The 19,013-nt window shown below is 66.6% G+C and carries 21 protein-coding genes; 15 read left to right on the top strand and 6 right to left on the bottom strand.

Going from position 1 to position 19,013, the window contains the following annotated elements; all coding sequences use genetic code 11:
• Positions 1-243 precede the first annotated feature (243 nt).
• A complete protein-coding gene (locus BR70_RS0110090) occupies positions 244-702 on the top strand; it encodes a hypothetical protein (protein ID WP_027465960.1) in 459 nt (152 codons plus the stop codon).
• 110 nt (positions 703-812) lie between these two features.
• Here the strand turns inward: BR70_RS0110090 and BR70_RS23275 are convergent, their stop codons facing one another.
• Positions 813-1,319 (bottom strand): hypothetical protein, encoded by a 507-nt coding sequence (locus tag BR70_RS23275; protein ID WP_155896852.1) that lies wholly within the window; start codon positions 1,317-1,319, stop codon positions 813-815.
• Between the two features lie 253 nt (positions 1,320-1,572).
• Between BR70_RS23275 and BR70_RS0110080 the strand changes: the two genes are divergently transcribed.
• The 3 genes from BR70_RS0110080 to BR70_RS20430 all read left to right on the top strand — a co-directional run bounded on the left by BR70_RS0110080 (position 1,573) and on the right by BR70_RS20430 (position 3,940).
• A complete protein-coding gene (locus tag BR70_RS0110080; protein WP_027465958.1) occupies positions 1,573-2,082 on the top strand; it encodes a hypothetical protein in 510 nt (169 codons plus the stop codon).
• Positions 2,083-2,271: 189 nt separating this feature from the next.
• Positions 2,272-2,412, top strand: coding sequence for a hypothetical protein (locus tag BR70_RS23270; protein ID WP_155896851.1), 141 nt, complete (start codon positions 2,272-2,274; stop codon positions 2,410-2,412).
• A gap of 208 nt (positions 2,413-2,620) precedes the next feature.
• On the top strand, positions 2,621-3,940 hold the full coding sequence (locus tag BR70_RS20430) for a family 20 glycosylhydrolase (protein WP_051596815.1): 1,320 nt from the start codon (positions 2,621-2,623) through the stop codon (positions 3,938-3,940).
• A gap of 65 nt (positions 3,941-4,005) precedes the next feature.
• Here BR70_RS20430 and BR70_RS0110065 read toward each other — a convergent pair whose 3' ends face one another.
• On the bottom strand, positions 4,006-4,947 hold the full coding sequence (locus BR70_RS0110065) for a LysR family transcriptional regulator (RefSeq protein ID WP_027465957.1): 942 nt from the start codon (positions 4,945-4,947) through the stop codon (positions 4,006-4,008).
• 120 nt (positions 4,948-5,067) lie between these two features.
• Here BR70_RS0110065 and BR70_RS0110060 point away from each other — a divergent pair, with 120 nt between their 5' ends.
• The 11 genes from BR70_RS0110060 to BR70_RS0110015 all read left to right on the top strand — a co-directional run bounded on the left by BR70_RS0110060 (position 5,068) and on the right by BR70_RS0110015 (position 14,758).
• Positions 5,068-6,024: a putative oxygenase MesX gene (locus BR70_RS0110060; RefSeq protein ID WP_027465956.1), complete on the top strand. Its 957-nt coding sequence runs from the start codon at positions 5,068-5,070 to the stop codon at positions 6,022-6,024.
• A gap of 37 nt (positions 6,025-6,061) precedes the next feature.
• Positions 6,062-7,111, top strand: coding sequence for a methionine synthase (locus BR70_RS0110055; protein WP_027465955.1), 1,050 nt, complete (start codon positions 6,062-6,064; stop codon positions 7,109-7,111).
• A 293-nt stretch (positions 7,112-7,404) separates the two neighbouring features.
• Positions 7,405-7,962 (top strand): sporulation delaying protein family toxin, encoded by a 558-nt coding sequence (locus BR70_RS0110050; RefSeq protein ID WP_027465954.1) that lies wholly within the window; start codon positions 7,405-7,407, stop codon positions 7,960-7,962.
• 27 nt (positions 7,963-7,989) lie between these two features.
• A complete protein-coding gene (locus BR70_RS0110045; RefSeq protein WP_027465953.1) occupies positions 7,990-8,538 on the top strand; it encodes a sporulation delaying protein family toxin in 549 nt (182 codons plus the stop codon).
• A 50-nt stretch (positions 8,539-8,588) separates the two neighbouring features.
• On the top strand, positions 8,589-9,092 hold the full coding sequence (locus BR70_RS0110040) for an SdpA family antimicrobial peptide system protein (protein ID WP_197019641.1): 504 nt from the start codon (positions 8,589-8,591) through the stop codon (positions 9,090-9,092).
• A complete protein-coding gene (locus BR70_RS0110035) occupies positions 9,083-10,045 on the top strand; it encodes a sporulation-delaying protein SdpB family protein (RefSeq protein WP_027465951.1) in 963 nt (320 codons plus the stop codon). The genes BR70_RS0110040 and BR70_RS0110035 overlap by 10 nt, the downstream gene beginning before the upstream one ends.
• A complete protein-coding gene (locus BR70_RS23940) occupies positions 10,042-10,470 on the top strand; it encodes a DUF1648 domain-containing protein (protein WP_081827340.1) in 429 nt (142 codons plus the stop codon). The genes BR70_RS0110035 and BR70_RS23940 overlap by 4 nt, the downstream gene beginning before the upstream one ends.
• 194 nt (positions 10,471-10,664) lie before the next feature.
• Positions 10,665-11,459 (top strand): CPBP family intramembrane glutamic endopeptidase, encoded by a 795-nt coding sequence (locus BR70_RS23265; protein WP_231495704.1) that lies wholly within the window; start codon positions 10,665-10,667, stop codon positions 11,457-11,459.
• A 124-nt stretch (positions 11,460-11,583) separates the two neighbouring features.
• Positions 11,584-12,009, top strand: coding sequence for a hypothetical protein (locus tag BR70_RS0110025; protein WP_027465950.1), 426 nt, complete (start codon positions 11,584-11,586; stop codon positions 12,007-12,009).
• A 416-nt stretch (positions 12,010-12,425) separates the two neighbouring features.
• A complete protein-coding gene (locus BR70_RS0110020; RefSeq protein ID WP_081827339.1) occupies positions 12,426-13,661 on the top strand; it encodes an acyl-CoA dehydrogenase family protein in 1,236 nt (411 codons plus the stop codon).
• 224 nt (positions 13,662-13,885) lie between these two features.
• Positions 13,886-14,758 (top strand): carboxypeptidase-like regulatory domain-containing protein, encoded by an 873-nt coding sequence (locus tag BR70_RS0110015; protein ID WP_155896850.1) that lies wholly within the window; start codon positions 13,886-13,888, stop codon positions 14,756-14,758.
• A 192-nt stretch (positions 14,759-14,950) separates the two neighbouring features.
• Here BR70_RS0110015 and BR70_RS0110010 read toward each other — a convergent pair whose 3' ends face one another.
• The 4 genes from BR70_RS0110010 to nrdI form a co-directional block, all read right to left on the bottom strand.
• Positions 14,951-15,232, bottom strand: coding sequence for a hypothetical protein (locus BR70_RS0110010; RefSeq protein ID WP_027465947.1), 282 nt, complete (start codon positions 15,230-15,232; stop codon positions 14,951-14,953).
• Between the two features lie 155 nt (positions 15,233-15,387).
• Positions 15,388-16,362, bottom strand: coding sequence for a class 1b ribonucleoside-diphosphate reductase subunit beta (nrdF, locus tag BR70_RS0110005; RefSeq protein ID WP_017886894.1), 975 nt, complete (start codon positions 16,360-16,362; stop codon positions 15,388-15,390).
• 90 nt (positions 16,363-16,452) lie between these two features.
• The gene (gene nrdE / locus BR70_RS0110000; protein ID WP_155896849.1) at positions 16,453-18,558 is read right to left on the bottom strand and encodes a class 1b ribonucleoside-diphosphate reductase subunit alpha; all 2,106 of its coding nucleotides are present in this window, start codon (positions 18,556-18,558) and stop codon (positions 16,453-16,455) included.
• Positions 18,559-18,575: 17 nt separating this feature from the next.
• On the bottom strand, positions 18,576-18,992 hold the full coding sequence (gene nrdI / locus BR70_RS0109995) for a class Ib ribonucleoside-diphosphate reductase assembly flavoprotein NrdI (protein WP_027465945.1): 417 nt from the start codon (positions 18,990-18,992) through the stop codon (positions 18,576-18,578).
• Positions 18,993-19,013: the final 21 nt, after the last annotated feature.

Genomic DNA, 19,013 nt, shown 5'->3' with positions numbered 1-19,013 from the left:
CCTTGGCCAAGGGTCAGACTCACCAGAGCCCGGACTTCTGATGCTGACCACAGGGGCGATGAGCAGGGCCGACGGAATCCCGTGATCGATCCGGAGCGTGCACACTCACCCTTCTTCCGGGCCCCCGACGGCCGCGTGTACGTCGATCGCGATGGCCACGCTGCCGACACCGCGTCTCGGTGGCGCCGACTCCACGATCCCGCTGGCGTACGCCGTCAGACCCGGCTCGCAACAGCATCCGTCATGGCGGCCTTTGCGATCGGGTACATGGCAGGCGGCGCGTTCGGCTTCGTGGTCGCGCCGCCGCTGCTGCCCGGAGACGAGCCAGTCGTTGCCCGACTCATCGGCGTGGTCCTCGGCGGAGGCGTCGTCGCCGTCCCCGCGATGCTCTTCGCCTTCTTCCGCAGCGCCGCCCCCGACCGGCGAGTGATCCCAGTACCGGACGAGGTGCTGCAGCATGCGCCGCCGACTGCGTCGAGTTCCGACATCTGGCGGTGGTCGGTAGCGGTCATCGACGAGGCCGCGGAGCGCCGGACGATCGGGTACGAGACGAACGTCGAGCGCCCGACGGACGTCGCTCGTGCGGATCGCGCGACCGCTCGGTACGGCGAGGTGTACTGCGCGTACCTCACGGCTGCTGCCGAGCTCGGGTTGCGGCCGAGGGAGCCTGTCATCGACCTACCGCCCGCTTCTTCCGACTGACCACACGGACAGCGTGCCCTTCGAGCAGGACACGGTCATCTCGGACATGCAGCAGCCGGAGGATTGCGCACGAGCTGTGGTCGAGCGGAGGTCCGTTGATGAGCCCCTGATCAGCTGGTCGAGCCGCTCCCGGTCATCTCTCCGTAATCGCCGTCGGCACATTGCGATTCAGCGTCGATGCTGTAGCCCCCCACTGTGGAAGCGAGGAAGTCGATCGTCTCGATCGGACCACCGCGGCCCCGGACCCCGAGATCAGGATCGTCGCCGCCGCTCCGATACCGCTCGGTCGTGATGCCGAGGCTCTTCCACAACGCCTCGACTTTCCGGAGATCGTCCCTCGGGTCGGCCGCGCCCTCGCGCTGCTTCACGTACACCCAAGTGACTCCACCACTGTCGTCCGCACGCCCCGAGCCGTCAGATCCGGGGCACAGGCCGACTCGCGGTCCACTGATGACCTTCCGAGGGCCGCCGTCCACGGCACGAGCAGTTTCATCGACGAGATCCACCACGGTGCGCTTGGCTGCATCGGGCTTCACGGTGTGGTTGGTCGAGGGACTTTCCATCGGTTTTCCTCCTGCGCATGCTGTCAGCAGAGACATCGTCACGATCGCGGCCACCGCCGCACCCGACCAACGCGCCGCGGGTCGTCCCAGCGCCGCGCTCCTTGCAATCGTGGAACCGTTCATTCGTTGGTCACCAGGCTTCCTCGTGATCGTCCGGTCGGGTCACCTTGTCACCCCGACCGGCGATGGACGGTGTGTTCGACGTGTTCGGCTGCGAACCCGCACCCTTTGGTCCTGCTGGGGAGCGCGGAGTCCCGCGAACGGGAGGATGCGGTGGGATGCCGATCTCCGGAACACTTGCCACCACATGCGCACACCGTTCCTGCACGCCCGCCGCGACCTTCGACGCAGCACGCTGGTCATCGGCGTCGCCGTCGTGGCCCTCGTGTCACTCACGGCCTGTTCTGATCACCCGACACCGGAGGAGAACGACAAGGCGTACTCCCGCTGGATGCAGCGCGTGCAGGACCGATGGGCAGGACAGCCCGGCGAGCTGGGCAGCGGTGCCGGCACGAACGACTCGTCCAGCCGGCTCTCCTTCGGCGATGACGGGGCCGGGGACCGTGCGCGGATCCGCGTCTCGGTCACATGCCAGGGCGGCGGAACCGTGCAGATGGCCGTGTGGGCAGGACGCATCGGTGCGAACGGGTCGGAGACGGGCAAGCGACGCGCGTCACGCTCCGTCCACTGCGGACACGACGAGGACCTGTACGTGGTCACGTCGAGCGCGGCGATCACGATCGGCCCGACCGCCGGAGACGGCACCGTCGGCTGGTACGCGGCGGCCTACGGCGATCTCGCTGCGCGCACGCGCTGAGCGAGCACCGCAACAGCGGAGCAGCGAGCGCAGCGCTTCCCGCCAAGAGCGCTGGCCGATCCTGCGACCGGGCCGGTTTCCGGCCACACCACACGGCGGCCTGGAGGCGCGGAGCGGCGCCGCCACGCGCCTCCAGGCCGTCTCCCAGTCGCGTCGAGGGCACCTGCGACCCGCCCCTGGGGTGGTGGGATGCGATCGCTCACGAAGCTCGATGACTGGAGCAGGTTCGACGTCGAGGCCGTCTTCACCCTGGCCGACGACCACCGCGACGGCGGATCTGCCGGTGGGTCGCGGTGCGCCTCCGGCGTGGTCCGGACACGAAACACGTGATCCGCCTGCGGTAGAAAGGTGACGCCGTCGCGCCGGCGAACGACGCGCATTGCCGAGGGAGAACGTCGTGGTGCGTCAGCAGGGGAACGTGGGTCCCGGATCGTCTGCCAGACGCACGCTTGCGGTCGGTCTGGCGATCGCCCTGTCGGCCGCAGCTCTGGTCGGCATCCGTGCAACGGCAGGATCAGCGGACACCGCAGTCTCGGCGGTGACGGTCACGAAGGTCACCGCGTCCACCACCGGCACCGCTGTGCGCACCACCCTGAAGGTCAAGAACACCGCCTCGGTGCGGAAGGCGGCTTCCTCCGCGTGGCTGTACCTGTCCGCCGGCACCGAGAAGTACACGCTCGGCCGGGTCGCGGTGAAGGCACTCGCCGCTGGTTCGAGCACCTCGGTCACCGCAGTCCGCGGGACACCTTCCCGTGCCGCAGCCGGCAAGTACTCCGTCCTCGCCTGCGCCGGTGCGTACTCCGCGAAGCAGTGCCGCACGTCGACCGCGACCGTCACCACCAAGCCCACGAAGGGCGCGCGTCCGGAGACGGGCGTGATGCTCGACGTCGCTCGCGCCTACTACCCCGTGGCGTTGATCAAGCGGTACATCGACCTCGTCGCCGACGACGGCGGGCGTTTCCTGCACCTGCACCTCACCGATGACCAGAACGTCAGGATCGAGAGCACGGTCCTCGGCCAGACCCCCGCGAACGCGGATCTCGACCACGGCGTCTACACCAGCCGCGTGACCCATCGCCCGTTCCTGAGTGCCGCGCAGGCACGCACGATCTCCGAGTACGGGGCGGAGCGAGGCGTCGCGATCGTGCCGGAGATCGACACTCCCGGACACATGGCCGCCGCGTTCGCCCTGCTCGAGGCGCAGCACGGCACGAAGTGGGTCGACCGCATCCGTTCGGGCGAGAACGAGCTCGACACGTCGGCGCCCGAGAGTCTCGTGCTGGCGAAGAAGCTGTACGCAGAGGTGCAGCGGACCTTCCCTTCCAGCCGAACCGTGCACATCGGCGGCGACGAATGGGGCGACGACGTCACCGCCGCACATCGCGTCGCCTGGATGAACGAGATGGCGGCCACGCTCGGCAACCGCGAGGTCTGGGCCTGGAACGACGGGATCGATCGGGTTGCGGTCGGGCGACTCGATCCGCGCATCCACGTCACGTACTGGAGCTTCGACGGCGACACCGAGGACGCAGCGGAGCGGCGCGAACGCCGAGCGCGGCGGGCGAGTGCGGTCGACCTGCAGCAGGCCGGGATCGACCAGCTCAACTACAACTCGTACTACCTCTACGAGGTGCCGACCGACCTCGACCCGGCCGACAGCGATTACACGGTCGCCGATCTCCGCGAGAACTGGTCGCTCCGGGCGTGGGACGGCGACTCCGGTTCGCTTCTCGCGGCTCCGATGTCGGGCGCCGCCGTCGCGATCTGGGGTGAGGACCTGGAGGATCCGCCTGCTGACGCGCTCCTGCGGTGGAGCGCGCCGCACGTGACGGCGATGATCGAGACCGCAGCCTCCTGACGGACGCATGTCGTGCCTCCAGGCCGATCGCGGGAACCGCCGGAACCGCCGGATCCGCCGCCTGCCTACCCGAGCGGCTCGACGCCGTAACTGCTGACCACCGCGCGCAACTCGTCCAGGTACGTCTGCGCCTGCACGGTGAGGGGAACCGAAGCGTGCGCGATCCAGCCGATCTCGATGCGTTCGTCGACGTCGAGTGGGATGGCGACGATCTCGGGGTCGAGGTCGTCGCTGATGAGCCCGGTCGAGATCGTGTAGCCACCGAGGCCGATCATGAGGTTGAAGATCGTCGCCCGGTCCGACACACGGATCTCCCGCTTGCTCGACATCGTCGACAGGATCTCCTCGGCCAGGTAGAAGGAGTTGTTCGCACCCTGGTCGAACGTGAGCCGCGGCAGGTCCGCGAGGTCCTCGAGGGTCGCACGCTCCCGTGACGCGAGCGGGTTCCGCTTCGCCACGAAGATGTGCGGCTGTGCGACGAACAGCGGTGTGAACACGACGCCGGCGTCCCGCAGCAGCTTGCCGAGCACCTGCTTGTTGAAGTCGTTGCGGTAGAGGATGCCCACCTCGCTGCGCAGGGTGCGGACGTCCTCGATGATGTCCCACGTGCGCGTCTCTCGCAGCGAGAACTCGTACTCGTCCGCAGCCGCCGCCTCGACCATCCGGACGAAGGCCTCCACCGCGAACGAGTAGTGCTGCGCGGACACCCCGAGCAGCCGACGCGACCGCTGGCCGCCGACGTACCGCTGCTCGAGCAGCGAGACCTGCTCGACGACCTGTCGGGCGTACCCGAGGAACTCGACGCCGTCGACGGTGAGCACGACCCCCCTGGCCGAGCGGGTGAACAGCGGGCGCCCGATCCGCGTCTCCAGGTCCTTCATCGCCGCGGACATCGTCGGCTGGGACACGTAGAGCAGATCGGCCGCTGCGCTGATCGAGCCCTCCGTCGCCACCTCGATGAAGTACCGGAGTTGCTGCAGGGTGATGTCGTTCGAGACCCGGGCCATAGGCCGAGGCTATACCGGTGCATAGCGTCTCGGTATTACCTGATGGCTCGCCATTCCCGCCATGATCGACTCATCCTTCCCACCGCGCCCACGGGCCGCTCGACGAACAGATTGCCGACCATGGCGAACGACCTCACCTTCAGCATCACCCGGACCCGGTTCGACGAGGACTACTCCCCCGCCGACAGCTCCCGGCTGACCACGAACTTCGCCAACCTGGCGCGCGGCGAGCACCGTCAGCAGAATCTCCGCGCTGCGCTGGCGATGATCGACGGGCGCGCGAACGAGCTGGCCGCGGCGCACGACCGCTACCGTCTGCAGCTCGACATCGTCTCGGTGGCACTGGAGTTCTCAGACAGCGGGTCGGACGCGGAGTTCCCGCTGCTCGAGATGCTCGACGTCACGATCCTCGACCAGCACACCGGCGAGCGCCACCAGGGGATCCTCGGCAACAACTTCTCGTCGTACCTGCGCGACTACGACTTCTCGGTGCTGCTGCCGTCATCGCCGGGCTTGCCGTCTGACTTCGGGGCGCTGCACGGGGCGCTCTTCCAGCGCTTCCTGGAGTCATCCGCGTTCCACTCGAGTTTCAGTGCCGAGCCCGTCGTCTGCATCAGCGTCTCGACGAGCCAGACCTACCGCCGGAACGGGTACGTCCACCCGGTCCTCGGCGCCGAGTACGAGCACGAGCACTCCTCGCTCACTGACGACTACTTCGGCCGGATGGGCATGCGGGTCCGGTACTTCCAGCCCGCCGGAGCGGCTGCCCCGCTCGCGTTCTACACGCGCGGCGACCTGACCGGCGACTACACGGACCTCCAGCTCATCGGCACGATCGCCACCATGGAGACCTTCCAGAAGATCTACCGCCCGGAGGTCTACGCCGCGAACACCCCGGCCGGCAGCACCTACCGCCCCACCCTCGACCACACCGACTTCACGCCCACCCCGGTGACCTACGACCGCGAGGAGCGCAGCCGCCTCGGGATCACGCAGGGCCGGTGGACCGAGGAGCACCTGGTGCGGCCGCACCACGCACTCCTCGCCCGGTGGGCTGACCCCGCCCTCGCGCGCTGACTTCCTCTGCCCTTCGACTGACTGGACCGTCACACCCATGCGTTCTCTCCTCCCCACCTCGATCGTCGGCAGCCTGCCGAAGCCGTCCTGGCTCGCCGAGCCCGAGCGACTCTGGTCCCCCTGGCTGCTCGAGGGTGCCGCCCTGACCGAGGGCAAGCAGGACGCCCTGCGCTCCGCCGTGCACGAGCAGGAGCGCCGCGGCATCGACATCGTCAGCGACGGCGAGCAGACCCGCCAGCACTTCGTCACGACGTTCATCGAGCACCTGGACGGCGTCGACCTCGACCGCAAGGAGACCGTCCGCATCCGCGACCGGTACGACGCGGCCGTCCCGACCGTCGTCGGTGCCGTGAGCCGTCGGAAGCCGGTCTTCGGCGAGGACGCCGCGTTCCTGCGGGCTCAGACCGACCGGCCGATCAAGTGGGCGCTCCCCGGCCCGATGACCATGATCGACACCCTCTCGGATCAGCACTACAAGAGCCGCGAGAAGCTGGCGTGGGAGTTCGCCACGATCCTCAACCAAGAGGCACGCGAACTGCAGGACGCCGGCGTCGACATCATCCAGTTCGACGAGCCCGCCTTCACGGTCTTCCACGACGAGGTGCAGGACTGGGGCGTGGCCGCACTCGAACGCGCGGCCGAGGGCCTGCACGCTGAGACCGCCGTGCACATCTGTTACGGCTACGGCATCGAGGCGAACAACAAGTGGAAGGAGACCCTCGGCGCCGAGTGGCGGCAGTACGAGCAGTCCTTCCCACTGCTGCAGCAGTCCTCGATCGACATCGTGTCGCTCGAGTGCATGCACTCGCACGTTCCCCTCGCGCTCGTCGAGCTGATCCGCGGCAAGAAGGTCATGCTCGGGGCGATCGACGTCGCGACCGAGACCGTGGAGACCCCGGAGGAGGTCGCGGAGGTGCTGCGTCGGGCGCTCGAGTTCGTCGATGCAGACAAGCTCATCCCGAGTTCCAACTGCGGGATGGCTCCCCTGGCGCGGGGTGCGGCGCTGGACAAGCTCGGCGCGCTGTCGGCTGGTGCGGACATCGTGCGGGCCGAGCTCGTCGGCACGGCGGCCCCGTCGGCCCACTGATCACCGCGAGACACCACGGCGGCTCTCTTCCGGAAGGAGGAGGGCCGCCGTTCGTGTTGCGTCCGCCGCGTGGGCGGCTCTCGATCCGGCCTGGAGGCGCGGCTTCCGTCCGGTCGACAGGGCGCGTTGGTACTGGTGTCGCGACCAGAACCCGAACCCGAACCCGAACCCGAACAGCGTTAGCGGGGTTCTGCGAGCGCCGCATTTCCAATCGGTCGATATGTTGCGGTTTAAACTTCACATCATGTACGTTCATACCCGTGCGCGGAGGGGCCGCGCGAGAAGGGGCTTCGATGTCGAAGTTCATGATTACGGCTGCGGCCGTGATGGTCACCGTTTCCGCTGCAACCACAGTGCCGGCGCTACCGGCCCACGCAACGTCACCGACAACGCAGCATCAGGTCGCTGCCGAGCGGGCTGCGCTCTCTGACCGCAACGTGATCGAGCTGTTCACGGGCCAGGGGCGGATCATCGCCGAGCACCCGGAGCTTGCAAAGTACGTACCAAGCGGCGAGCAGAAGCTGACAGCTGCGCAGATCTCAGCCGTCACGGAGGAGTACCAGAACGCCTACCCGCAGTTTCACGACAACATCACCGTCCCGCTGCAGAGCGGCGACCCGTACCGAGTGCTCGACGCGCTGCACGCGTTCGAAACCGCAACCGAACGCATCGCAACCTCGGAGCCCGCCACCATCACCGGCGAGGGCAAGTGCGCCCTGCTGGTCGCCGTCGCTGTCGCTGCAACGCTGTGGTTGGGCGTCCTTGTCTGGGTTGCGGGCCGATCCGGCTCCGCCCTGACCGAGGAACAGTTCGCGGCCGAGCTGGCGGCTGCTTTGCCGTCGAGCAACTGACAAGAACCTCGAGAGGAAAAACCTTCGATGTCGAAGATCATGATCGCGGCTGCGGCCGTGATGGTCACCGTTTCCGCTGCAACCACAGTGCCGGCTGCGCCGGTCCAGGCAGCAACACCGACGACGCAACACCCCACCGCCGAACGGGCTCCGCTTTCTGACCGGAACGTGATCGAGCTCTTCACCGGGCAGGGGCGGATCATCGCCGAGCACCCGGAGCTTGCAAAGTACGTACCAAGCGGCGAGCAGAAGCTGACAGCTGCGCAGATCTCAGCCGTCACGGAGGAGTACCAGAACGCCTACCCGCAGTTTCACGACAACATCACCGTCCCGCTGCAGAGCGGCGACCCGTACCGAGTGCTCGACGCGCTGCACGCGTTCGAAACCGCAACCGAACGCATCGCAACCTCGGAGCCCGCCACGATCACCGGTGATGGCAAGTGCCTGGTGGTCGTCGCAGTCGGTGTCCTGGTCTGGGCGGCTGTTTCCGTCTCGGTGAAGTTCTGGGGGCCGAAGTCAGCAGACCGTGACTCCGGCGCGCTCTTTGCTGCGGAGCTGACTCGCGCCCTGGGCTGATGGGTCCGAAACGAGCGCTTTGGCCATTTGCGACAACGGCCGTACTGCTGATGAGTTGGACGGCACTGAGCATTGTGGAGTCGTTGTCTCCACACGCCATGTCGAGTCGCGATCCTGCCGCGGTGAAGGTGCGAGATGCCGTGCTGGCGGTTGCGCCGCAGCGCTGGGAGTTCTTCACCGCATCTTCTCGGGGCCGGCAGTACATCGCGTACCGCACCCAGACAGGCAAATCGGCGCTGTCGTTGCCGCAAGGGAAAGCATCGAACATGTTCGGCGTCTCCCGCGCGCAGCGTGCGCAGGGCCCTGAGCTAGCAGCGCTGCATCAGCAGGTGGCGAACTGGACGAAATGCGTGGACAAGTCTGCCTCGCAGAAGTGCATTCGACGAGCAACTGAGGAGCAACCGCAGGTCCTGAAGAATGAGGCGAAGCGGAAGACTCTCTGCGGGGACCTTCTCCTCGCTCAGGAGAAGGCGACTCCGTTCGAGTTTCGCAGCTTCGATCTCCCGAACTTCCGGGTACTGCAGGCTGCACGGGTGGAGGTGTCGTGCAACTGATCTTCGCTGAGGTGAGCGGGCCACGGCTCCGGCGCACCCTCCGCGGGTTTGACCTTCAGACGCTCCACTTCAGCGGCTTTCGCGGGACGCTCGTGCTGGCTCAGCTCACGATCCTCGTGGCAACGCCGTACGACGCGTTGATGCAGACCTTGGTGGGGAGCGGAGCCGGTCCGGTCTGTGATGGGCTGCGAAACGCGTCGACGTACTGCCTTGGACGATCCTTGCCCGATGCGCTCGTCACATCCGCCATGGTCATGATCCTCATCGGGGTTGCGGCTGGGGTTGCGCCGACCGTGATGGCGATCCTGCACGCGTGGGTTGCGTTCTCGATCGCTGGGTCGATCTCGCTCCCCGACGGGGGCGACCAAGCGGCCGCGGTGTGCACCCTGCTCCTTGTCGCCGTCAGTTTCGCCGACCGACGTCGCTGGCGGCTCGGTCCGCCGCAGACCGTCGCGAACTGGCGCCGACAAGTGGCGCTCGCAGGTCTCATGGTCATGCGAGTCCAGGTCACTGCGATCTACTTCAACGCCGCGATCGCCAAGCTGTTTGCACCCGAATGGGTCAACGGCACAGCCGAGTACTACGTCCTTCGGGACCCGTTCTTCGGGGCGAGCGGACCGCTTGCTCCTGTCCTACAAGCTGCAACAACGCTGCCCGCTGTGACGGTGGGCGCGACCTGGGGTGCGGTGGTAGCGGAGATCGCGATCGGTGTGCTGATTCTGTGTGGCCCGCGAAGTCGGTCGATCGCCTTGGTCCTGTGCGTGGTGCTGCACGGGGCGATCATCATCACGATGGGGCTCTGGAGCTTCGGGCTGATCATGATTGCGATCGTCGGCATCGCCGCGATGCCGTACACGCCGCATGAGCAGACGCACCAGTTCTGGTCCCGCCTCGGCAGACGGCACCACGCCACCGTGAACAGCCCTAGCGTGAATGGCGCTGGCGTCCGGTGAGCGCACAGCACGTGCGTAGCGCGTCTCTTGGCTCGCTCGCCGCGGCCGCCCCCGTCTTCATCGAGATCGCAGTCACGAGTGTGTGGTGGAACCGACTCCCTGATCGGATCGCTACGACCTTCGGTCCGGACGGCAGTCCAGACGGATACGGGACCCCGTTGGGGACGGTAAGCCTTCTCGCTGCCGTGCAGACCCTCTTTCTTGTCGCTGCGGTCGGATCTGCCTTCGCTCGAGATCGGCGGAAAGGTCGGATCGCCTGCGCGGTCACCGCTGGATTCATCGCCGCTGTGGCGATCAGCTGGCTGATCATCGCGGGAGTCGCGGCCTCGACCGTGCCACCAGAAGCGTGGTGGGCAATCCTGGCGGGCCCGGCGTGGGCAGTCGTTCCGTACTGGCTGCTACGACTCGACAAGGAAGCACCATGAGGGAGATCAGGGCGCGAAAGACCGAGAGGGAGACCGCAGCTGGGAGGTCGCGGGGCACCCTATGGGGTGCGGTCAGCGTGTTCGCGTGCCTGGCCTACGGTGCGGCGTGGGTGTTGCTCTGGCCAGCAATCCAGGCAAGCGCGGACCTCTCGGACCCCGTCGGGAACCCCGGTGCGTACATCGCGACCGTGGCGATGATGTTCACACCGGGTCTCGCAGCACTGCTGGTCGCGGTCACGCTCCAACGTCGCCGTGGAAGAGCGATCCTGGTTGAGCTTGGGCTGACGGGATTCTTCACGCGTCAAGGCTGGCGCTTCGCTCTCGCCGGCATCACCGGAGCTGTTGTGCTCATCTCCGGCAGCTGGGGCCTCGGGATGCTGTTCGGGTGGGTGCAGCTCGACCCCGAGCAATCTGTGGCGAAAGAACTCATCGTTCGTGTCACGGGCGAGCAACCGCCGATGCCGATGGCGCTCCTGGCGCTGCTGCAGCTGCTGAACCTCCCGATCGGGATTGCCATCACCGCGATCGCTGCGATCGGCGAAGAAGTCGGTTGGCGCGGCTGGCTCCTCCCGAAACTGCTGCCGCTCGGCACTGGATGGGCGCTGTGCGTGAGCGGCGCGATCTGGGGTCTCTGGCACGCTCCCGCGATCCTGCTCGGCCTGAACTACGAGGAACGCAATCCCCTCGGGATCATCATGATGATGATCGGCTGTGTCGGCGCGGGCGTGCTGATCGGCTGGCTCCGGCTTGCGAGTGCATCGCTTCTGCCCTGCGTGCTCACCCACGCGGCACTCAACACCTTCGCCTCGTACCAGTCCGTGCTCTTCCCACCATTCGACCAACGCCTTGTCGGGCCACTCGCCATCACCGGATGGATCGTCATGGCGCTCTTGATCGTGGCGTGCGTGTTGCGGGCAACTCGACTTCGCCAGCGAAACTCCTCGCAACTGGGAAGCCCCAAGGTCCGCAACACGGAGCTGTCCCCGTAGCCGGGCGAACGTCGGAGGAACCGACCGGACCGCCGCTGCCTCGGACCCCGAGGATCGGCTCCTCACCGCCGGCCTGGAGGACGGCGTCTGCGAAGCGTCAGACTCGAGGGCGTTGACTACCCCCATGATCACCAAGGGCATCATCCACCAGGTCGAGAGTGCGACTGTCCGGGATCGCAACGGCGTTTCAGTCGGCAGGGTCGTGCAGGTGTTCCCCTCCGACGAGGACGGCAGCGCCGCCTACGTCAGTGTCACGACGGGATTGCTCGGGCGTCAGCAGACGCTCGTCCCGGCCGACGACGCCACGTTCGACGGCACGGATGTGCACGTCGGCTACACGAAGGACGCGATCAAGGGCGCGCCGTCCCTCGGAGCCGGACGCACCTTGTCCCCCGCCGAGGCGAACGCCGTCCGCAAACACTTCGGGCTGTCCCGCACCGGCGCTGCAACCGGGGACATGGGCGACCCACACGAGAACCTCGACCAGGCCGGAACAGGTCTTGCCGGCGCAGACGACACCGAGGGCGCAGGGACGACCCCGCCGGCCTGAGCGTCACCGGAGTGAACGACGCCGAAACCGAGGCTTTCGCCCACGCCCAGCCAGGCAGTGGCCGGTCCTCTGGCTGGTGTGTGCTCCCTCGTTGATGCGCGCTCCTCTGAGCGTGGCCGACGCGGGTTTCTCGGAGGAGCATGCCTGTCTTCGTCGGAGGGGCTCCGCGGCCACCGCACACGCGCAGCACCGCGAAAGGGCTGCTGCGAACCCCCACCTCATCGCAGCGTGGTCACGTGTCATGGGAAGTCACCCTCCGACACACATCGACACAACCCTTCTCGGGGGCGTTCGTCGATGCCACAGTCTCGCCATTGCGCACATCTGGTCGGGCCGTCCGCCGACACCGGACGAATCGACACCGCACGACGCCACACCACGCGACAGGTAGCAGCCCAGACCACGAAGGAGTCCTCGTGACCATCAGCAACCAGACCGCCGACCGCACGATCGACGAGGGCGCCGACGATGAACTCCTCGCCCGTTTCCGTCCGATCTTCGACCGCATCGCTGCCGGCGCCTCTGAGCGCGAACGCGACCACCGCCTCCCGTTCGAGGAGATCCGCGAACTCGCCGCCGCCGGATTCGGCGCCGTCCGCGTCCCCGTCGCCCACGGCGGAGCCGGGGCGACCCTGCCCCAGCTGTTCCGCCTGCTGACCGAACTCGCCGCCGCTGACAGCAACATCCCCCAGGCGCTCCGCGGCCACTTCGCACTGGTGGAGGACCGCTTGGTCGCACGGACCGGGGAACGCGAGGCGTGGCTGGACCGCTTCGGCCGCGGTGAGATCGCCGGCAACTCGTGGACCGAGGTCGGATCGGTGCAGGTGGGCGATGTGATCACGAAGGTGACCCCGCAGCCGGACGGGACGTTCCGGATCACCGGGCAGAAGTACTACTCGACCGGCAGCATCTTCGCCGACTGGATCGACACCTACGCCGAACGCACGGACACCGGCGAGCGGGTCATCGCGATCGTCGACGCGCACCAGCCCGGGGTCACCCACACCGACGACTGGGACGGGTTCGGGCAGCGCACCACCGGGTCCGGCACCAGCACCTTCGACGACGCCATCGTGCAGGCCGACGCGGTGATCCCCTTCGACGAGCGGTTCAAGTACCAGACGGCGTTCTACCAGGGCGTGCTGTTGAGCGTCCTCGCCGGGTCCGTCCTCGCAGCCGAACGGGAGATCGCGCGCGAGGTCCGCAACCGCACCCGCGTCTTCTCACACGGCAACGCCGACACGTTCGCGGCAGACCCGCAGATCCTCCAGGTCGTCGGCGAGGTGTCGGCGGCCGGGTTCGCCGCCACGGCGATCGTCGACCGGGCCGCCGCGGCCCTGCAGGGCGCGTACGAGGGAGCCGGGCTCGACATAGCCGAAGACGAGCGCCGCAACGACCGCGCCGAACTCGCGACCGCGCAGGCCCAGGTGGCGCTGACCACCCTGGCGACGACGGCGACCTCGCACCTGTTCGACGCGCTCGCGGCGTCCGGGGTGAGCACGACGAAGAACCTCGACCGGCACTGGCGGAACGCTCGCACCGCCGGCAGCCACAACCCGTGGGTGTTCAAGGCCCGGATCATCGGTGACCACGCCGTCAACGGTGCCGAACCGCCCCGCGTCTGGGCGATCGGTGCGTCCCGCACCTCGTGACGCCTGTCGAAGCCGAGACGGCTTCCTCGTGACCGCTGCTGCGATGTGCATGCCCCACAGCCCGCCCACCGTGCGCGTACAGTCCCTGACAACGCACGGCTGGCCGACGATCGGGGAACACGATGCGACTGATCACGGGGACGACGCTGGCCGTTGCGCTGGCAGCAGGCGCGCTGATCGGCCTCGCGCCACCAGCGACTGCGGCCGGATCCGGAACGATCACCGTGCAGCTCGCAACGCCGGCCGGCACCGCGATCCGGCTGGCGGACGTCGAAATCGCAGCGATCGGCACCGACGTCGTCGTCGGGAACGCCACCACCGACGATGACGGCGCCGCCACGTTCACCGGTATCCCCGCACCGGACACCGTCACGGTGACGACGCGGCAACTCCCGCCGCACGGAACGGAGACCTACGCCCCCGGACTCCGCTCGGGCATCGCCGTCCGTGGCGGTTCCACAGTCGCGGTCACCGTGCCGCTCGTGATCGGCGCCACCGTGCAGGGCGGCGTGGTCGGCCCCACTGGACCCGCCGCTGGGCGCCTGATGTACGCCTGGAACGAGGACACCTCGCAGGCGTTCCGGACGGCCTCGGACAGCGCGGGCCAGTACCGGTTCGTCGGGTTGAGCACCGGGAAGTACCGCATCGAGGCCTACGCCAGTGGAACGGCGTCGCCCGCCGTCTGGAAGACCCGGGTGTACCAGCAGCGAGGAACGCTCCCGGCTTCCCGAGTCACCTTGTCACGGCACTACGCACACAGCGACTACGACCTGGTCGTCTACGCGGCCTCGGCGTCCCGCAGCCCGTCGGTGCAACTGAGCGGCGCGACCGTCACGGTGACGAACGCGACGACCGGTGCGTCGTTCTCGACCCGGTTCTCGACGCTGCTCGACAGCGAGCAGACGGCGCAGTTCCAGATCCCCTCCGGGCAGTACGTGGTGGAGCTCCGGACCGTCGCGACGACCACAACGACCGCGCAGGTGCTGTGGCTCGGACGTCCGGGCGGCGCGTACCGGTACGTGACCGACCGAGCGCAGGCCGTGCCGGTGAAGGTCGTGTTCGGCGGTGGCAACTTCTGGGGCGGCGCCCTCGGGTGATCCGGCCCCAGCACCATCCCCAGCCCAGGGCTGGCCGGACGCGGTTGGCTGCGTGACTGCACGCGGTCACGTGAGCAGCAACGGACAGGAGGCGCGGTGCCAGCTGACACCGCGCCTCCCGTCCGGAAGGCCGTCGCGGACACGCGACGGTGGCGTCGCCACCTTCTACATGTCGGCGATGAGACGGAGCATTTAGCCGTCGGGGACCGTCTGGCGTTGGACGTAGTGCATGAACACCGGCGCAGCCTGGTCGGCCGTGAACAGCTCGGCAGGATGCCGAGGCTCGTGCGCCGCATGCACGTCGATGGTCTCCGTGAGCGGTTCGGTGAGGTCGTGGTCACGGCCGACGATGGAGAAGCGGTACTCCCCGTCGTCCTCGCGACGGCGCAGCTCCACGCTCATCTTCTCGGCTGTACCACCGGCCTGCAGGTACGAACCTCCGTACTGCTCCTCAGCCTTGTCGGGGTTGAACATCCAGTCAGCGTCGTCGGGACACCACCAGATCCTCTGACCGAGGTGATCTTGATGCGTTGTCAACCGCAAGTCGGCCACATCGGCGACGGTGCCCTTCAACTGAGAACGCCCCGCCAGCCGAAGCCAGCGGGGCGTCCCCACGAGTCAGACCAGGATCAGAAGTCCCAGTCCTCGTCCTCAGTGTTCACGGCCTTGCCGATGACGTACGACGAGCCGGACCCCGAGAAGAAGTCGTGGTTCTCGTCAGCGTTGGGCGACAGGGCGGAAAGGATGGCCGGGTTCACGTCCGTGATGTTCTTCGGGAACATCGGCTCGTAGCCCAGGTTCATCAGCGCCTTGTTGGCGTTGTAGTGCAGGAACTTCTTGACGTCCTCGGTCAGACCGACCTCGTCGTAGAGGTCCTGCGTGTACTGCACCTCGTTCTCGTACATCTCGAACAGCAGCGAGAACGTGTAGTCCTTGAGCTCGTCGCGCTCGGCCTGCGTGAGGGTCTCGAGGCCCTTCTGGTACTTGTACCCGATGTAGTACCCGTGGACGGCTTCGTCACGGATGATCAGGCGGATCAGGTCGGCGGTGTTCGTGAGCTTCGCGCGCGACGACCAGTGCATCGGCAGGTAGAAGCCCGAGTAGAACAGGAACGACTCGAGCAGCGTCGAGGCGACCTTGCGCTTCAGCGGGTTGTCGCCCTGGTAGTAGTCCATCACGATGGACGCCTTCTTCTGCAGGTTCGGGTTCTCCTCGGACCAGCGGAAGGCCTCGTCGATCTCGCGCGTCGACGCGAGGGTCGAGAAGATCGACGAGTAGGACTTGGCGTGCACCGACTCCATGAACGCGATGTTCGTGTAGACGGCTTCCTCGTGCGGGGTGATCGCGTCGGGGATGAGCGACACGGCGCCGACGGTGCCCTGGATGGTGTCGAGCAGGGTGAGACCGGTGAACACACGCATGGTCAGGGTCTGCTCGGCCGGCGTCAGCGTGTTCCACGACTGCACGTCGTTCGACAGCGGCACCTTCTCGGGCAGCCAGAAGTTGTTGACGAGACGGTTCCAGACCTCGACGTCCTTGTCGTCTTGGATCCGGTTCCAGTTGATGGCCTGGACCCGATCAATGAGCTTCAGCTTCTCGACCAACGTGTGTTCCTTACAGAGATGGTGACTAAGTGACGGACTGGAGGCGCGGTGCGGGTTGGCACCGCGCCTCCAGGGAGCAGAGCGGCAGCTCTACAGCATGCAGCTGACGCAGCCCTCGACCTCCGTGCCCTCCAGCGCGAGCTGGCGGAGACGGATGTAGTAGATCGTCTTGATGCCCTTGCGCCATGCGTAGATCTGCGCCTTGTTGATGTCACGCGTGGTGGCGGTGTCCTTGAAGAACAGCGTCAGGGACAGGCCCTGGTCCACGTGCTGCGTCGCCGCGGCGTACGTGTCGATGATCTTCTCGGCACCGATCTCGTACGCGTCCTGGTAGTAGTCCAGGTTCTCGTTCGTCATGAACGGCGCCGGGTAGTAGACGCGGCCGAGCTTGCCTTCCTTGCGGATCTCGATCTTCGACGCGATCGGGTGGATCGACGACGTCGAGTGGTTGATGTACGAGATCGAACCGGTGGGCGGGACGGCCTGCAGGTTCTGGTTGTAGATGCCGTGCTCCTGGACGGACGCCTTCAGCGCCTTCCAGTCGTCCTGCGTCGGGATCGTGATGTTCGCGTTGTCGAAGAGCGAGGCAACACGAGCGGTCGCGGGGGTCCACGTCTGGTCGGTGTACTTGTCGAAGAACTCACCCGACGCGTACTTCGAGTCGCGGAAGCCGTCGAAGGTCTCGCCGGTCTCGATCGCGATCTCGTTCGACGCACGAAGGGCGTGGAACAGCACCGTGTAGAAGTAGATGTTCGTGAAGTCGATGCCCTCTTCGGAGCCGTAGTAGACGCGCTCACGAGCGAGGTAGCCGTGCAGGTTCATCTGGCCGAGGCCGATGGCGTGCGACTTGTCGTTGCCGTCCTCGACGGATCGCACCGAGGTGATGTGCGACATCTGCGAGACCGAGGTCAGGCCTCGGATGGCGGTCTCGATGGTCTTGCCGAAGTCGGGCGAGTCCATCGTCAGCGCGATGTTCAGCGAGCCGAGGTTGCAGGAGATGTCCTTGCCGATCTCCTTGTAGGACAGGTCCTCGTTGAAGGTCGTCGGGGTGTTGACCTGCAGGATCTCCGAGCACAGGTTGGACATGTTGATCCGACCCTTGATCGGGTTGGCCTTGTTCACCGTGTCCTCGAACACGATGTACGGGTAGCCCGACTCGAACTGGATCTCGGCGATGGTCGTGAAGAAGTCACGCGCCTTGATCTTCGTCTTCTTGATGCGCGAGTCGTCGACCATCGCGCGGTAGTTCTCGGAGATCGGGACGTCGCCGAAGGGGACGCCGTAGACCTTCTCGACGTCGTACGGCGAGAACAGGTACATGTCCTCGTTGTTCTTCGCGAGCTCGAACGTGATGTCCGGCACGACGACGCCGAGGGACAGCGTCTTGATGCGGATCTTCTCGTCGGCGTTCTCGCGCTTGGTGTCGAGGAACTTCATGATGTCCGGGTGGTGGGCGCTGAGGTAGACCGCGCCGGCACCCTGACGCGCACCGAGCTGGTTCGCGTAGGAGAAGGAGTCTTCCAGCAGCTTCATCACGGGGATGATGCCCGAGGACTGGTTCTCGATCTGCTTGATCGGGGCACCGGCCTCGCGGATGTTGGAGAGGAGCAGGGCGACGCCGCCGCCGCGCTTCGAGAGCTGCAGCGAGGAGTTGATGCCGCGCGAGATCGACTCCATGTTGTCCTCGATGCGGAGCAGGAAGCAGGAGACGAGCTCGCCGCGCTGTGCCTTCGCCGTGTTGAGGAACGTGGGGGTCGCGGGCTGGAAGCGGCCGGCGACGATCTCTTCGACCAGGTCGATGGCGAGCTGCTCGTTGCCCTGGGCAAGGCCGAGGGCGGTCATGACGACGCGGTCCTCGAAGCGCTCGAGGTAGCGCTTGCCGTCGAACGTCTTGAGCGTGTAGCTCGTGTAGTACTTGAACGCGCCGAGGAACGTCTGGAACCGGAACTTCTTCGAGTACGCCAGGTCGTTGAGTCGCTGGATGAAGTCCAGCGAGTACATGTCGATCGTGGCTTTTTCGTAGTACTCGTTCTCGACCAGGTAGTCGAGCCGCTCCTTCAGGTTGTGGAAGAAGACGGTGTTCTGGTTGACGTGCTGCAGGAAGAACTGCTTGGCGGCCTCACGATCCTTGTCGAACTGGATGTTCCCGTCCGCGTCGTAGAGGTTGAGCATCGCGTTGAGGGAGTGGTAGTCCATCCCCGTCTGCGGCGACGTCAGATCGACGTCTGCAACTGCTGCGTCCAAAATGCATCCAATCCTGAGTTGACCGCCGACACGTCGTCAGGGGTCCCGAAGAGTTCAAACCTGTACAGAAGGGGGACGTTGCACTTCTGCGCGATGACGTCCCCTGCGAGGCCGTACGCCTCGCCGAAGTTCGTGTTGCCACCCACCACCACGCCGCGGATGAGCGAGCGGTTGTGGGCGTCGTTGAGGAACTTGATGACCTGCTTGGGGACTGCACCCTCGCCGTTGCCGCCACCGTAGGTGGGCAGGACCAGGACGTAGGGCTCGTCGACGTGCAGGAACGGTTCGCTCGGGTAGAGCGGGATCCGGTCCGCGTCGCGGCCGAGCTTCTCGACGAAGCGCGCGGTGTACCCGGACACGCTCGAGAAGTAGACCAATCGGCTCATGGTGCGCTCCTCTGGAGAAGG

Source organism: Curtobacterium sp. UNCCL17, assembly GCF_000686685.1.
GTDB lineage: Bacteria > Actinomycetota > Actinomycetes > Actinomycetales > Microbacteriaceae > Curtobacterium > Curtobacterium flaccumfaciens.
This window is presented reverse-complemented; position numbering and strand designations above follow the sequence as displayed.